Source organism: Pseudomonas sp. FW305-3-2-15-C-LB1 (genome assembly GCF_058787615.1).
On sequence record NZ_JBYSZX010000006.1, the window covers coordinates 115,362 to 131,094 of the forward strand.

14 protein-coding genes are annotated in these 15,733 nt (G+C 53.6%); 4 read left to right on the plus strand and 10 right to left on the minus strand.

Annotation, left to right across the window (positions count from 1 at the left end; translation table 11 throughout):
* Positions 1 to 43: 43 nt before the first annotated feature.
* Positions 44 to 1,861: a sigma-54-dependent Fis family transcriptional regulator gene (locus AC3WP7_RS13935; protein WP_093512737.1), complete on the plus strand. Its 1,818-nt coding sequence runs from the start codon at positions 44 to 46 to the stop codon at positions 1,859 to 1,861.
* Here AC3WP7_RS13935 and AC3WP7_RS13940 read toward each other — a convergent pair.
* The 8 genes from AC3WP7_RS13940 to AC3WP7_RS13975 all read right to left on the minus strand — a co-directional run bounded on the left by AC3WP7_RS13940 (position 1,858) and on the right by AC3WP7_RS13975 (position 9,536).
* Positions 1,858 to 2,790, minus strand: coding sequence for a FecR family protein (locus tag AC3WP7_RS13940; RefSeq protein WP_092245161.1), 933 nt, complete (start codon positions 2,788 to 2,790; stop codon positions 1,858 to 1,860). The genes AC3WP7_RS13935 and AC3WP7_RS13940 overlap by 4 nt on opposite strands.
* Entirely contained in the window at positions 2,787 to 3,329 is a 543-nt protein-coding gene (locus AC3WP7_RS13945; RefSeq protein WP_071491793.1) for a sigma-70 family RNA polymerase sigma factor, read from the minus strand. Before AC3WP7_RS13945 ends, AC3WP7_RS13940 begins: the two co-directional genes overlap by 4 nt.
* Positions 3,330 to 3,410: 81 nt before the next feature.
* The gene (locus AC3WP7_RS13950; RefSeq protein WP_102591793.1) at positions 3,411 to 5,522 is read right to left on the minus strand and encodes a TonB-dependent receptor family protein; all 2,112 of its coding nucleotides are present in this window, start codon (positions 5,520 to 5,522) and stop codon (positions 3,411 to 3,413) included.
* 190 nt (positions 5,523 to 5,712) lie between these two features.
* Positions 5,713 to 5,982 carry a hypothetical protein gene (locus tag AC3WP7_RS13955; protein WP_092245155.1) on the minus strand — a complete coding sequence of 90 codons (270 nt, stop codon included), beginning with the start codon at positions 5,980 to 5,982 and terminating at the stop codon, positions 5,713 to 5,715.
* A 136-nt stretch (positions 5,983 to 6,118) separates the two neighbouring features.
* Positions 6,119 to 6,868: a hypothetical protein gene (locus AC3WP7_RS13960; RefSeq protein WP_102591792.1), complete on the minus strand. Its 750-nt coding sequence runs from the start codon at positions 6,866 to 6,868 to the stop codon at positions 6,119 to 6,121.
* A 421-nt stretch (positions 6,869 to 7,289) separates the two neighbouring features.
* The gene (locus AC3WP7_RS13965) at positions 7,290 to 7,607 is read right to left on the minus strand and encodes a hypothetical protein (protein WP_170856081.1); all 318 of its coding nucleotides are present in this window, start codon (positions 7,605 to 7,607) and stop codon (positions 7,290 to 7,292) included.
* A gap of 510 nt (positions 7,608 to 8,117) precedes the next feature.
* A complete protein-coding gene (locus AC3WP7_RS13970; RefSeq protein WP_256572972.1) occupies positions 8,118 to 8,684 on the minus strand; it encodes a YuaE family lipoprotein in 567 nt (188 codons plus the stop codon).
* 573 nt (positions 8,685 to 9,257) lie between these two features.
* A complete protein-coding gene (locus tag AC3WP7_RS13975) occupies positions 9,258 to 9,536 on the minus strand; it encodes a hypothetical protein (protein WP_146012693.1) in 279 nt (92 codons plus the stop codon).
* A gap of 1,331 nt (positions 9,537 to 10,867) precedes the next feature.
* On the opposite strand from AC3WP7_RS13975, the gene AC3WP7_RS13980 reads away from it, so the two are divergent.
* Genes AC3WP7_RS13980 through AC3WP7_RS13990 form a run of 3 tightly spaced genes read left to right on the plus strand, consistent with a single transcriptional unit; the run spans position 10,868 to position 14,114 of the window.
* A complete protein-coding gene (locus AC3WP7_RS13980; protein ID WP_158243790.1) occupies positions 10,868 to 12,172 on the plus strand; it encodes an HD domain-containing protein in 1,305 nt (434 codons plus the stop codon).
* Positions 12,159 to 13,343, plus strand: a complete 1,185-nt coding sequence (locus AC3WP7_RS13985) for a DNA methyltransferase (protein ID WP_256579945.1) — start codon at positions 12,159 to 12,161, stop codon at positions 13,341 to 13,343. The genes AC3WP7_RS13980 and AC3WP7_RS13985 overlap by 14 nt, the downstream gene beginning before the upstream one ends.
* Before the next feature lie 18 nt (positions 13,344 to 13,361).
* On the plus strand, positions 13,362 to 14,114 hold the full coding sequence (locus AC3WP7_RS13990; RefSeq protein WP_102591789.1) for a hypothetical protein: 753 nt from the start codon (positions 13,362 to 13,364) through the stop codon (positions 14,112 to 14,114).
* Here AC3WP7_RS13990 and AC3WP7_RS13995 read toward each other — a convergent pair.
* Positions 14,109 to 14,663, minus strand: coding sequence for an AAA family ATPase (locus tag AC3WP7_RS13995; RefSeq protein WP_102591788.1), 555 nt, complete (start codon positions 14,661 to 14,663; stop codon positions 14,109 to 14,111). The two genes, AC3WP7_RS13990 and AC3WP7_RS13995, sit on opposite strands and share 6 nt — an antisense overlap.
* Positions 14,639 to 15,553, minus strand: a complete 915-nt coding sequence (locus AC3WP7_RS14000; protein ID WP_146012692.1) for a hypothetical protein — start codon at positions 15,551 to 15,553, stop codon at positions 14,639 to 14,641. The genes AC3WP7_RS13995 and AC3WP7_RS14000 overlap by 25 nt, the downstream gene beginning before the upstream one ends.
* Positions 15,554 to 15,733 lie beyond the last annotated feature (180 nt).

The following is a 15,733-nucleotide window of genomic DNA, read 5'->3' on the forward strand; positions in this document are numbered from 1 at the left end:
CCGTTGCGCAAGACCCCATAACAATAAAAACGAAGGTCACCCCATGGCCGAACCACTGGCTCACGACACCCTTATCCAGGAATCCTGGCGCCGTTGCCGCGCCTTTGGCCTGGACCACCAGAGCACGCCCAGCTTCGACCAGCTCCCTGCCGAGGGCATCAACCAATTGCTGGAGAGCCAGCATTCGCTGGTGCAGACCACCCGCCAGGAAGTGCTGCCCTACTACGAGAACATCCTGAGCAATTCCAACTGCCTGATCATGCTGGCCGACAACCAGGGCCAGGTGCTGACCAGTTGGGGCACCCAGCGCTTTATCGAGCCCAAGCTGGCCCGTGGTTTCAACCCCGGCGCCAGCTGGATGGAGCGTTCCAGCGGCACCAATGCCATCGGCACCGCGTTGGCCTGCGCCCAGGCGGTGCATATCGAACACGATGAACACTTTCTCAAGGCCAACCGCTTCATGACCGGCTCGGCGGCGCCGATCTTCGACGCCCAGCGCGAGATCATCGCGGTGCTGGATGTGTCCAGCGACAGCTACCTGCCGCCCTCCCACACCCTGGGCATGGTCAAGATGATGAGCCAGACCGTGGAGAACCGGCTGATCCTCAACCTGTTTCGCGGCGAACATTTCCAGCTGACCTTCAACACCGGGCTGAGCAACCTCGACAGCCAGTGGGCCGGCCTGCTGATCTTTGATGAAAGCGGCCAGGTGCTGTCGGCCAATCGACGTGCCGACAACCTGCTGGGCATCAGCCTGTCGCGGGTGATGATCGACAGCCTGTTCAAGGTATCGTTGCTGGAACTGTTGAACCAACCGGAAGGCCTGCCCTTCTCCCTGCAAGCGGCGGGACGCAATCGCTTCCAGTGCTTGTTGAAGCGTCCCAGGCAGATGCCGGTGCAGGCGCGCGTGTTCACCGAGCCGGCGCCATCGAAGCCTGCGCCGATTGGCCTCAAGACTTTGCATTTCGGCGACGCGCGCGTCGAGAAAGCCGTGCGCCAGGCCGAGCGCCTGCTGGAAAAAGACATTCCGCTGCTGATTCACGGCGAAACCGGCGTGGGCAAGGAGGTGTTCGTCAAAGCCCTGCACCACGCCAGCTCGCGCAGCCAGAAGGCATTTATCGCGGTGAACTGCGCGGCGATTCCCGCCGAATTGGTGGAATCGGAGCTGTTCGGCTATGAAAAGGGCGCGTTCACCGGCGCCAACCAGAAAGGCAGCATCGGCCTGATCCGCAAGGCCGACAAGGGCACGCTGTTTCTCGACGAGATCGGTGATATGCCGCTGCCCACCCAGGCCCGCTTGCTACGGGTGTTGCAGGAGCGTTGCGTGCAACCGGTAGGCAGCAGCGAGTTGTTCCCGGTGGATTTGCGCATCATCTCGGCCACCAACCGTGCACTGCGGGATCTGGTACAGGCTGGGCGTTTCCGTGAGGATTTGTACTACCGCATCGGTGGCCTGACCCTGGAACTGCCGCCGTTACGCGAGCGCACCGACAAGCGGGCGCTGTTCCAGCAACTGTGGCAGCAACACCGCGAGCCGACACAATGGGCGGGCCTGAGCGCCGAAGTACTGGCGCTGTTCGAGCGGCACCCGTGGCCGGGGAATTTGCGCCAGGTGAGCAGTGTGTTGCAGGTGGCGCTGGCCATGGCCGAGGAACAGCCGATCCGTGCAGAGCACCTGCCGGACGATTTCTTCGTGGATTTGAACGTCGCGGCGCCGCCGCCCGCCAGTGAGTACCTGGATGACAGCATCGACCTGAACCAGCGCTTGAAAGCTGCCGGCGGCAATATCTCCCATCTGGCACGAGAGCTGGGGGTGAGCCGCAATACCCTGTACAAACGCCTGCGCCAGAACGAAGGCTAGCGCGGCTTGACCACCACCAGCAGGTCGGTGAAGTACTCCACCTGGATCGGCAGGTTATCGGCCAGTGACGACAACGCCGCCGACGTGTCGTCCAGCTTGAACACCCCGGACACCCGCAGGTTTTGCAGGGCCTGGGGGTCGAAACGCAGCAAGCCGTGGCGGTAGCTGGCGAGGGTTTGCAAGACCTCGCTCAAGGGTTGGTCGTTGACCTTGAGCAGGCCGCGGGTCCAGGCGTCGGGATCGCTGTCACCGATGGCTTGCGGTGGCTGGGCGCGGCCGTGGTCGAGCACCGAACGCTGGCCGGCCGTGACCTTGACCCCATCGCCGGCATCGCCTTTGATCGCGACCGTGGACTCGATCACCGTGACCACCGTGGTGCCGTCTGCCGCGCGCTTGACCAGATAACGCGTGCCCAGCGCAGTGGCCGTGCCCTGGTCGGTGCGGACCACGAAAGGCCGTTGCGCATCCTTCGCCACCTCGACCCAGAGCTCGCCTTGCAGCAGTTCGATCACCCGTTGATGACCGTCGAACTGCACATCCACCGCCGAGTTGCTGTTGAGCTGCAACTGGCTGCCATCTTCGAGGGCGATCTGCCGACGCTCACCGACACCGGTACGTTGGTCGGCCATCCACACCGGCAAGTGTTGCAGGCCCAGCCAGCCGCACAAAACCAGGCCAAGCACACCCACCACCTGCGCGCCACGTGGGCGTCGCGGGGTGAAGGCGCGGTTCAGGGCAATGCGCGCTGGCTTGGCGGGCAAGGCATCGAGGCTGCCCCATAACGCACTCATGCGCTCGATGGCCACGGCGTGGCGCGGGTCGGCCTGGCGCCAGGTGTTGAACGCCTGGCGGTCGGCGTCGGTCACGCCTTCGTCGTGCAGGCGAGTCAGCCACTGTGCGGCTTGCTGGATGATCTGCTCGGAACTCATGCCAGCGGGTCTGCCGGGTGCAGGCTGTGGTAGCAATGCACCAGGGCGCTGGAAATGTAGTTTTTGACGGTGCTGGAGGAAACGTCCAGGCGCAGGGCGATTTCGCTGTAGGTCAGCCCGTCGAGGCGGCTCAACAGGAATGCTTCGCGGGCTTTGAAAGGCAAGCCGGCGAGCATCTCTGCGATACGCTCCAGGGCTTGCAAGGCCACATGAATCGCAGCCGGGTCGGGCATGTCGGCGTCTTCGCACTGGATCACCAGGGCTTCCATGTAGGCTTTTTCGATACGACGGCGACGGGCACTGTCGATCAACAACCGACCAGCCGTGGTGGCCAGGAAAGCGCGAGGCTCCTTGATACTCTGCGGCTCGGCCAGCATCAGGACGCGGATAAACGCGTCATGGGCCAGGTCGGCGGCCTGCTGGGAACACCCGAGTTTCTTGCGCAGCCAGCCGTGCAACCAGCCGTGGTGCTCGCTGTACATCGCCGTGAGGGTCTGCTGGCGAACGGAGTCGCCCAGCGCGGCCGGAATGTCATGCATGCGCAAAAAGATCTCAAATGGGAAGAGTTACCAATTGCGCGAACAATGCCAGTAAAACCCGCTTGGGGCAAGGGCCTGTCTTTAACGCCAACTCCAGGACACGCCGGTGTAGATGCCACGGCCATCCGCCGGCGTAGAACGCGCTACATCCAACCCCTTGTCGTCATAACCCGGCGTCACGGTATTGGCGTAACGACGGTTGGTCAGGTTGCGCAGGTCGACCCAGGCTTGCCAGTCCTGCTTGGGCGCGTCGTAGCCGAACGTGGCGCCGAGCAGGGTGTAGGACGCGGCGTAGTAGGAATTGGCGTAGTCCACCGCCACCCGTGAGGAATACTCGGTGTTGAGGCTGGTGTAGAAACCCGTCGGATGGCTGTAGCGCAATTGCGCCTGATAGTAGTGCCTGGGGATGCCGGGCAAGGTGTTGTCGCCGAAGCGGTCATCGTCGCGGTAATGGAAGTCGCTGAAGGTGTAGGCCTGGCGCAGCGCAATCCGGCCGTTGCGACCGCCGTCCCACAACGGGCTGAGCAGACTCAGTTCCACACCCTGGTGTACGGTGGGGCTGGCGTTGGACTCGGCGACGATGGCATTGCTGGTAGAGGTTTGCGCCTGGGTTTCCACGGTGAGCAATTCGTGGCGCACTTCGGAGCGGTACAGGGCCAGGTCCCACTGGCCGAGCCAGGCCTCACCGCGCCCGCCGATCTCCAGGGTGGTGGCGGTCTGGTTTTTCAGGCTCACGCCCTCCCGTGCCAGGCCTTTGGCCGGACCACCGGTAAAGTATTTGTTGGAACCCCAGATCATCGACCACGCATGCGGCGGCTCGACCGAGCGGCTCAGGTTGCCGTACACCTGCAATTGTGGGGTGAAGTCGTAGCGCAGGCCGATGCGTGGTGCGTAGTCCCAGTCGTGCTGGCTGAGCGGCGCCTGGCCTTCAGGGTAGGTGACCTGGGTTTCGCGGCGGGTATAGATCGCCGCCAGGCCAGTGGTCAGCCACAGGTCAGGCACCAGTTCCAGGTCGTTGCCGATATGCAACACGGTGTCGGAGCCCAGGTAGCTGTAGTCGCGGGTCTTGGTGCCGGGTGCATAGGTTGCGGTATTGCCGGCGGGCGTGCGCACGTACTCCGAAGCGCCGTTATTGGGCATCGCCTGGGTGGTGCGCAGGCCGACAGTGGTTTTACTGTCATGGCCGAACAGCGTGTCCTGGCGGATGTAATTGAGGGTGCTGCTGATATCGGTGTAGGCGACTTTCAGGCGGTTGGTGCCTTCGCGCAAGTCCATCGGGTAGTCGTGGTAAGCCAGCCCGACTTCGACCCGCGCGTTGTCGTCCAATTGCAGGGAGGTCTTGTTGGCGATCCAGGTGGAGCCCGGTTGCAGGCGCTTGGAATCCCGGGCGGCGTTGAGGCTGTTGGCCGCACGCGGGTCGTGGCTGATCTGGCTGCGTGTGAGTTTGCCTGGGGTGTCGTTGGTGGTTTCGCGGTAACGGAAGTAGAAGCGGGTTTCCAGGTCCGGGTTGAAGCGGTAGCCGAAGTTGGCGGCCACGCCTTTGCCGGTGGCAGCGCTCTGGCGCTGGTAGCCGTCGGATTCGGAATCGGTGAGGCTGATGTAGTAGTCGGCATCCCCCAATACCTGGCCCGAGCTGATCTCGCGCTGGGCGTAGCCTTTGCTGCCCGCTTCGTAACGTAGTTGCAGCTTGGGTGCATCGTAGCCCGTGCGGGTCACATAGTTGACCGCGCCGCCCAAGGCCAACGCGCCCTGATCAAAACCGTTGGCGCCGCGCAGCACTTCGACCCGGCTTTGCCACAAGGGATCTTTCAGCTCATAAGGCGTGCCGCCGGGGCCGGTGAGTGGCAGGCCATCGAACATTTCATACAAGCCGGAGGCATGGGCACCGGGGCTGCGGTTCAGGCCCGAACCACGAATCGAGAGTTTCACCCCTTCGTTGTTGGCCGCCTTGGCATACACTCCGGCCTGGTACTTGAACACGTCTTCGTTGGTGCTCACCCTTCCCTGCTGCACGCTGTTCATGTCGATATAGTTGGTGCCGCCGGGCACGCTCTTGAGTTGCGCCTGGGCCACTTCACCGTCGCTGGCTTGGCTGCCGGTGACTTCGACCGGGGCCAATTGCAGGTCTTCGGCGTGCACCAGTGAGCTTAAGGTCAGGGCGGCAAACAAGAGCGGAGGTTGGCGCAGCAGCATCGGGCAGGTCCTTGGAATTCGGGGGGCACCTGGTGGGAAGACAGGGGCGCCCGCCAGGTCACTCCTTATTAACGGACCAGACCCTTCCCACACCAACGTCGGACCAAGACTATTCGCTGCACGAGGGTGGCAGAGCAGCTGGAAGTGGCGAGCGGGCTTGTCCCGCTCGCCACAGTTGCAGTGTCAATCCTCAATGGGAGGGTATCAGCCAGGTTTGCATCAGTTCATCTGCTTCTGATCCCGGAGCAAACCGGAATCCATACATTTCATCCGCACTGAGGATTTTGTCCAGCGCTTCCAATAATTGCGCCTCGGTCGGCGAGTCCCGCAATAACTTGTGCGCTGGCAGCAACACCTCGGCAGAAACGCCTTGGACACTCGCCGCATCGATCACGGCAAAAAGGATAAAACGCAAACGTATTTCGCGATCAGTGGGCCAAACCGTCTTTTGCTTACCCATGGTAGAGGCCTCAAGCTTTCGGAAAAATCCGAGGCTATTGATGAGTACAGGGTGTTTCAACCATCGAGGTACAAGATAGGCCTCTTCCTACAAGGGAAAACGAAACACCGTACCAATCACCCGAGGAAGCCGAGCTTTATTGCACCGGCAGAAAATTCATCAGCAACAAGCTCTGCGCGTAATTGAGACCGATGCGCCGGTAGCGCTCGTCGAGCATCTGGGTCAGCAGGTCGAGGCGCGCAACGATCTTGCCGAACTCCACCGCGAAGCTGAGGTTGCTGCCCTCCTCCGATATCTCGTTGGAGAACAACAGCAGCACGCCATTGGCATCCTGGCGCTTGCTCAGCAGCCAGGTGGCCTTCTCGATATTGCGCGCGGCGTTGCTGACAAACTGCGGGTTGATCGAATCGGTGATGTAGAACTCAGTACGCCCACCGTGGGCGGTCACGATCATGCTGCCGATGGCGTAGATAAACGCGCCGACACGATCGCCTTTGAACTCCGGACTCAGGGAATAACTCAGCGCCGCCAAGTCGCGGCGATCATCCAGGGCCGGCAGCGATCGACGTTGCTCGATGGCCTGGCGGATCTCTCGCGCAGCGCTGACCGCATCTGGATAACCCGACTGACGCCACTGGCTGGGGTTGCGCAAATAGAGCTTGTTCATCAGCAGATACAGGCTTTGCAGGTTGTCGCGCATGCCCAGCGTGGCCATGCGGTCGACACTGGTCTGGAAAAACTCATCGGGTTTGCCGTTGCTGAACTGCTTGGCGATATCCCGCCCCTGTTGCTGGCTGCAACCGCTGGCGCAGAGCATCAACACAGCGGCGAGCAGCAAGGGCTGGCAACCGCGTTGAAGGTTGAAACGAGAAAATGTGCGATCCATCGGCACCCGATCTGATTCATCTGCCCACGCGGGAAATCGGCAGGGCTGGGAAAAGGATAGAGCGGAGAAATCCAAAAAAGTGCAGTGGATCCAGGCAGATAGTTGTAAGCAGAGACCACCGGGCAGGTGAATCGGCGCAATCGTGAAGGATTCGTTTCATGGCCTATACTGAGAGCAATAGCTGCGTGTGTTTTTTACGCATTTGCTCATAAGCAGCTGTATAGGAGGTGACAGCAATGAAACATCCAATTCGGGCGCAAATGGTTGTTCAAATGATTTGCCTGCTTTCGGTAGCTCAGCTTTTTTGCTGAACAACGTGTCACCGACTTCAAATTCAGCCGCGGCTGCGGCGCAGGAAGGTATTGCCTGCAACACCCTCAGCATCTGGCCCGACACCCATTGGCCGGGCCAGAACGTGCAACTACAGCAAGACCGTGGCCAGCATGCCCAGAGCCCCCAGGCAAAACCCGATCAGGGCACCTCGCCCGGGCATTTCCTGGAACAGCGCCCAGATCACCACAGGCTCCAGCAGCAATAACGAGGTGATGGAAACGACTGTCACCACCCAGATATCACCGACCGCCCGATACCCCAGCCAGTAAGCTCCCAGCAGGCAAAGCCCGGCAAAACACATCACCACCACCGGCATGACGAACGCCTGCCATGAACCGTCGCCCGCCTGAGCCAGCCGGGCGGTGATTACCTCGCTGTAGATTGCACAAAATTCACCAAGGACCATCAACCCTAGAGCAGAAACTCCGAGTAGTTCTTTGGACATATCAAAAACTCCTTCGTATTCAACGCACTGTTGTTCAACTCCCAGCGGGCGATGCCATTGCCGAGGGTTTTGTTGCAACGATACGAAGCAGCCTTGAACAGGCCTGAATTGCCGAAGTGCTTTTGCATGCTCGTGTCCTTGAAAAGGGGGTGAGTCCCGGCGACCGTAGAGGACGCCCGGCCTGATCATACGTTTGGGCAGGTGTCTTGGACAACCGGCTGCAGTATCGGCGTGGTCTTTTTTCCGGGGAGGATGAGCTGGATGCCGATGCCCTGTTGAGCCATGCGGGTGGGGAGATGTACCGGGTGAGAAGGCAGCGGTTTGCGACTGATCAACACCGCGCGCGCCGATTAAAAGCCAATGCCCCGACGTGTCGGGGCATTGGCTTTTGTAGTCCTGGGCAAATCAACCAGAAATGAACATCTTTTTCAGCGTTTCAACTGGCAAAAGACTCACCCTGACGTGGAACGATTATTTGGCTTGGCGAAGCACAAGCTCCGTCAAACGGGTCTTGACCCGGAAGCAGAACTCACGAATTTGAAATTGATAGGCCGGCATGACCATGTAGTTCAAATCAGGACCCAACGAGTCTTTGACTTCCATGTACTTAGCCGTCTTGGCAGCAATGGCCTGGTATTGCGCCTCGTATTTATCGTAAGACGCCTTGTTGTACACCCTTAGAACATCGAGCTCTTTACGGCATTGCTCGGCGCGATTCTGGTTCAAGTTTGTTTCAGATTCTTCCTGAGCAGCCTCCTGGGAGACATTGATTGGGGCTACAGGACGTGGGTTCGCAGGTGCAGCCTCATATCGCACAGTGAAATTTTCTGGTGGTGTCGAAGGCGCGGCTTCAGCGGGTGCTTCATGGACGACGGCTGGAGGGGGAGTCTCTTTAGGTTTTTCTGGGGTTTTCGTAGCGCATCCCGAGAGAGCAAGACCTACCACTACAACGATGCCACACATTTTATTCATCGGTTTCACCAAGAGGTATTTGGGGTTGGCTGAGTCGTTAGGTTCTGGGTAAAAGTCATCACTCAATTCATGATCGAGCGTACATTTTCTACCAGACTCAAGGCGCTCAGCCGCTCTTCCTTGAGTGCGCAGGTGAACAATAGTAGTAAAAAATCAAAGAGATGACGAGGAAAAGCTTGGCAGGAATGGCACAAATCCAATGGGCTAATGACTGTGGGATCAAGCTGCGCAGTCGAGATCCCCACGAGGATGGGTCGCCTTCAAAAAGGCTGCATCGGAGTGTGAACTGGATACCGCCACCCAGCGCGAGCGCAAAGCCGGGCAAACGTCACGCAGTTCACCCCCAATGCGATTCATACACCAATCAGCGCTGTAGAAAATTTGAATTAGTCAGTTGTCCGTCCGGTCAGGAATTATGAACGCAGTAAATCTGATGAGGTGACAGCGATGACTATCCAAGCAGAGACACTCGTACAACTGACCCAAGCGCTTCAGGGACGCGGGATGAAGATGGTTTCAGACGTCCATTTCATCCGTGCGCCATATCGGCAAAATCATCGCTGGATCTGTTCTGTAGAGGAGTAGTCATTGAAAGCCAGCCGGAAACGACTGGCTCGAATGGATATAGCCGAAAGGACCTTAGGTTGAGCGACCCTCGCTACGATTTTGTTGTTTTTTAACGCCCTTCCCGTTTTTACGTTCGTATTGATGATGAATAAACCAAGCGACGAGCAGTACGCCAGCCAGACCAAAAACGAACAGCAACAGCTCTATTGCGGGACCCTCGTGTGAAAACATGTTTCGTTCCTCGTCCTGAAGTATCGCGCCTAAAAAACTGGCGCCTCCGAAATTATTCGTAACAATCCATACATTTTCAGGGTAGACGCCGAAGATCGAAGTGACAACCCCAATACTCACGGAACCATTGATCTAGACACGTCACTCGTCGAAAAAACGTTCGCGAGCGCGCTAGCGTCAGCGATACGAGCACAAGAAGGAGGTCGTGACTACTGCACCTGCCCCAATCGCAAACCGCTTGAAATGATGCGGAAACGATCAGGCTTGAAGCGGGGTAGCCGCCCCAAACCCCAGAAACACAAAAGCCCCGCATTCGCGGGGCTTTCGTTTGAATCTTGGCGGGAAACCAGGTATTCGAACCCTGGAGACGCTATTAACGTCCGCCGGTTTTCAAGACCGCTATGCATATTCCAGCGGACTACGGCCTAGACGACCGTTGCCTTTCCGCTACTCGCATTTCGCTTCCGAGCTACAGCCCGCATTCTATGAGGCGCGAACTCTCGGTTTGGGAACTCATATCGCCTCCCAAGCAGCCCATCGAATGGCCTCAATAACCTGGTTAAAAACACGACTATCCTGACAGAAACGCTTACAGCAAAAAGAAATCATTAGTGCCTATCTCCTAGAGAATTTCGGCTAACAGCGTCTTAGAATCAACCGCCCGCCATGCATGGAGCCAGGTCGCGGCAGAGTCGCGCTGCCGCCCCTAGGGAATTGCGCCTTTAGGACTTAGCTAGAAATGAGTCAAAACCAATCGTCAACCACAATTGTGACAGCGTAATAAGGCTCCTTTGGAACCTACGCGTCCGGTAATTCGTTACAGCGAGAACGTTAGGTTTCCTATAATCATCACCATGAAGGCTTGCCGTTGCTTTCGCTCGTGCAAGGCGCGCGCGCCCCCCCCCCTCAATCAATGTCGAGTCGCACCTCGCATGCCCATCGCCCTCACTTAGAAGTCAGAGACGGCATTGAAAAGAGATTCCGCTTCAACGCGTAAGCGTTCAACCTCTTCGTGGGATTGATTAGCTTTTTGGCATCGTGGTAACGCCGAAGCGAATCCACAGCTCGCTGAACCAGAGGCTCGCCCTTCTCGACTAGCTCCTCAAAACTCTCCATGTTACCCCCTAGGTGCAATAGATATCTGACGCAGATCACGTGGTTCCGGGTGTACTGAACATGATCAGGCGCATACAGGAACGCTGAAATTTCGGGTTTCACATTCAGACTAGCACACGCGTTTGACAAGCTAACGCCCGCGCCAAACATGGCAAAACTCTTGAACCAGACATGATGACGACAGGCATGAACGTAAAACTATGTGTCAGAATCATTCGAAAAGGACGCCTTCAAGCTGGAAAGGCATGGGCCGTACGCATGATCTACGGGGCTTTAACGTGTACACTTGAGAAATTTGGGTAGCACCCACAGTTACGCTTGAAATGAAGGGCCTTATGGAATTCCACGACATTTTGCATGGGATCATACGGTTTTCGGATGAAAACCTAACCTCTTTGCTCGCTGATCTTATCGATAGCCCGGAGATCCATCGGTTGCGCAACATGCGTCAAATGAATTTTGACGTACCCCTTATCCAAGAACTTGGCAGATCTCGACGCCTGCCTCATTCCATCGGAGTTACATATTTAGCGGTTGAGCTTGCGCACAGCAGCAACCTCAGTCTTGACGCGACAAAAGCTTTGTTAGCAGCAGCGATTCTTCATGATGCTGCCATACCGCCTTATGGCCACCTAGTAGAATCAGAACTTAAGCGAGTCGCACCTAACTTCAACCATGAAGAGACGCTTTCACAGTTAATTCGCGGAGTGATTGGTGAAGGTAATGATTATGAAGAAATAGTACCTGGCAAACAACTTCAGCTCGCGAAAATTTTGCAAAAACATAATATTGATCAAGATTCTGTGATCAGTTTAGTTTGCCCAAAGAAAGGTACTCACAGCGCAGTATCTGCTGACATTGATATCGACAACATCGATAATGTTCACCGTATGGCGGCAATGCTTGGCTGGGACAACGCCAAACAAAACATCGTTGAAATACGTAAACACATGCGACTTAATGATAAGTCAGGACTATCTTTCAGCCGAGACGCCATAAAGCCGCTTGAACAATGGCTGGACTTCAGGCAGCGTATTTACACTATGATCATAGCGCATCCAGAATGCGTTCCATACAACGCACTTCAAACTGACCTTGTCCGATTGGCAGTTGATAGCGAAATAATAACCCCTGAAAACTGGTATATGACAGAGCCAGTATTCGAGGAAAAACTGCGAAAACATGAAAGCACAAAAATCCTTGCGCAGCAGTTAATATCTGGATGCGAGTACCATCTCGTTGACTATGTTTGGTTCAAGAATTTCAATACTGCTAAGAAATTAAAAAACGCCGAAATCGCGGAATTTATAGCCGAAACGGTAGAGGTCGATTTCAATGACTCGGGCTATTTTGTATGGAATGAAAAGGGCTTAGTTTGTCGAGAAATCAATATATCTATCGATAACGGAGCCGAATTGAAAACCCTCGGGCAAAACTCTACGAGCTGCATGATTGCACTTGTGAAAAAAACACAGGGCAAAGTCAAACTATTAAAAAAAGATAAGAGTGAATGGAGAGAAGGAGTAACAACATCTTTTCTTAAACTTTTTGAAGTTGATAACTTTGAAGCAGAATTCCCGGAAACATATAAAGGAAGCTTCTTCGCAGAAACGGACGAACTGCACTTTGAACTCAACTGAACACTTAGAAAGTATTGATTGGTCATTCCCAAATCAAAGCAATTCGGGGATACACTCTATCCATTGGTATCCGGCGACTTACATAGCTGCAATACCAGGGACCTTGATCCCTGCTTTCACTGGAAAGAATGATATAGTCCTAGACCCATTTAACGGTTCTGGAACCACTGGAGTAGAGTCAATAAGGCTTGGCAGGAAATTTATAGGAATCGATACAAATCCAATTGCATTACTGATGAGTGAGGCTAAACTTTTCTTCCCTGACCCAAAAAGCCTGCGCAAACAAGTCGAGAAAATTATAAATCAGTCAGAAGATTTATTTGGAACGCTGCATCCAGAATCACATCCTCATGAAGAGGAACTGAGAGCTTGGTATCACCCTGATACCTTGTTTACATTAAATCGTCTTTTAACAGCTATTCTCGAGACCCCGAGCCCTCAACTAAAAAAATGCCTGCTCGCTATATTCTCAGGAATACTAAAAAACACGTCGTCGCAAGGACGTCATTGGGGTTGGGTATGCGACAACGTCAAGCCTAAACCCTTCGAAATAGTGCCCAAGGATGCTCTATTAATATTCAGAAATGCTTGCAATGAATATATAAAAATTACTGAGCTATCACATAAAGCAGTTCAGGTCCACATTGAAGGTGAGACGAGAGCACAAACACGTTCTCGATACAAGCTATTAGCGGGCGATTGCGTCGAAAACATGAAAGCCATTAAAAGCGAACATGTGGATTTTATTATGACATCGCCCCCATATTATGGTGTAGCGGACTATGTAAAATCTCAACGCCTCAGCTACTTATGGTTCGACAAGGATGAGCTAGCAGCTGACCGACTGGGGTTCAGAGACTTTGAGAGACTTCGCGCAGTTGAGTCCGGCGCCAGGTCCAATCGTTTTAGAAAAGACAGTCATGAACTCTATATGAACTTCATCACTAATTTTTTCGAACAAAGCTTCCGCATATTAAAGAAAGGCTCCTCGATGGCTCTAGTGGTGGGCGAATCTCAAGCCAGGGCATCAACAACGGAAGACCTCATCACGACTGCAATCAAGCGTGGTTTCTCTCTCGCGCTGAGAAAAGAAAGGAACATAAAAATTAGCCGTAGGCGCTTGATGGCAAAAGTCAAGTGCGAAGATATTCTAATATTTGTAAAAAATTAAATTCCGAGGGAGTGGAGAATGAGTGAAGCTAAGTTTGTGACCGTCGAGGACGGAGTACTCAAAGTCGTTGACGACACTAAAAAAGGGCCAGAAGAAGTTTTACATTCTGAAGTGATGTATTACCGTTTCATGGACTACTTTTATACTCAAACAAAGCACTTAGACCAGTTAACCCCTGAAGGTGTCAGTAATCTTTGTCGCGCTCGTGCAAAATACCCTTCATTAATAAGCAAGACCAACGTAGAAGTTCGCTCCCTTTTTAAGGCGCTCGCAAAAACAATTAACCCAGCGACTCTCTTAGAAATAGGAGCGGGTAGAAACCCCGTATTTGAAGATGAACCACCCACAAAAATGCACTACGTACTGTCTGATGCAGATAACGAAGTGGTAGTGTTCCACTCAGAGAATAATTCAGAGTGCTATGCCTTCTCGGGCGAAATTTGCAACCTGCCCTCTAGGGAAGATTATTTTGAGATGGTGATTGCCGTATTCGTACTGCACTTTCCATTCCACAAAAACCAGCTCGTAGAATTGTATAAGCGCCTGAGCTCATCTGGCGTTATTATAGCGAACGTTTACCGCCGCAGTACTGAAGCAAGGGAAAGTCTAATTTCTGAAATAACTGAAACCGGGTTCAAAATTAAGAAAATCGTCGACAGCGCCAAGCTATGCCGCGATCATGAATACTGGATTCTCGGAAAAAGTTATGCGCAGCTTGAAAACTGCGCAATCATACTAAAAAAACTAATAAATCAGCCGCAGCGACTATGATCGCCATTCCTTCAGAGCTTGATCCACCTTTTGCTTTAGACTCTGAAGCTCCCCTTCATTACTGATAACCTTATCTGCTCTCAATACGAGAGCAGGAACATCAAGCTCACTTCTTGAGTGTACCAGGCTGTCAAAAGCTTCACGGGAGATCCCGACATCTTTAAACTCTTTAGATTCGCCGATCGCCCGCAGAAATCGAAGATCTGGATCTGCCGTAACGGCTAACAACTTAAAATCAGGTACTTCGGCATAGCGCGCTAACTCGTCAGGGTATCGAATCCCATCAACTACAATGCGCCCCATATGAAGATTGGCCAAACGATACCTGGCAATAATATCGTTGCCCAAAACGCTGAAAATAGAGTTCCCTAAAGCTCCTAAGTTCTTTCTATCAGTTTCAATACCCATCCCTTCTAAAATTCGTCTCAAGACATCCGAATTGGAAGCTGAGATATACCCATACTCTTCTACTAAGTATTTCGTAACTGTAGTCTTACCCGCCCGAATAGGGCCAACCATTCCAATTATCGAAGGAAGCTCGGAGGCCATATCAACACCATATAAGAATAAATATATACCAAGATTAGGAACATCATGCCAACTGAAGCCCTAGCAGAAGGAGGATGATCTCTTTTAGTATTATCTCTAGTTTCTTCACCTGGAAACCAACCAATCAAGTAAAATTCTAATTGCTTACCTAATGCAAAGAAAAGCAAAAGAGCTACTAGTGCAATATCACCCCATAAAGCTTCGTAGGCGTTACCTGCAGAAGGTGCAGCTCTGCTTATCAGCCAGGCCGCAAACGCACAGACGAAAGAAATCGAGCAATAACATAGGATTCCCTGCACGAAAGAAGAGACTCTATCGCGCTTGCGAATTGGATGAGGAGACAGAGGACTATATATGACATCCACAATCAAATCCCATATAAAAAACACTGAAAAAACCCACATCATTTGAAGGGCTTCAGGCCTCGCAGATGTAACTCCTACATATGTAGTTATTTCCTTATTTTTTGAATATGCCGAAAAATCCTGCTCCATTGTTTTTGCGATAGCAAAGTATAAAACCACTAAAAATACTTCTATCAACAAAAGTACGAACTCTTTTGAAAAAATACTTTTTATTTCTGTCTTATGTCCAGCAGCCTGCGATTTAGACCACATAACCCAGCTCATCGAAACCAGCAATAGCGCTAGAAATGAGTGACTAAGGGAAGAAAATAAGAGCCCATTACCAAAGAGTAGATTACCCAACATTTTGGTTGGACTCGAAGCCAAATCCCAGCCGCCCGTTATAACAGATAGAAGCTCCGCTATCTGCTGCGCGATAGTAGCTGCAACTAGCGCAAACAACATTGCTATGAACATCCTTCGAAGCTCATTCTGACTAGTACCACTATTCGGCGTTGCATTACTGTTTTGAGTTACCGTACTCATGCCCATTCCTTTGAGTTATCCGAAGTCCCAAACCGTCTTAAGACAGGTCACTTAAAAGCAATCATGTGAAAAAATCCATTAAAGGACTAGCTTGAAATCTAGCGCCTCTGAATGGAGACCTTTATCGCCCCAACATTTACACTACCGGATGCTGACGCTTTTTGCTAATCAGATTGCCTC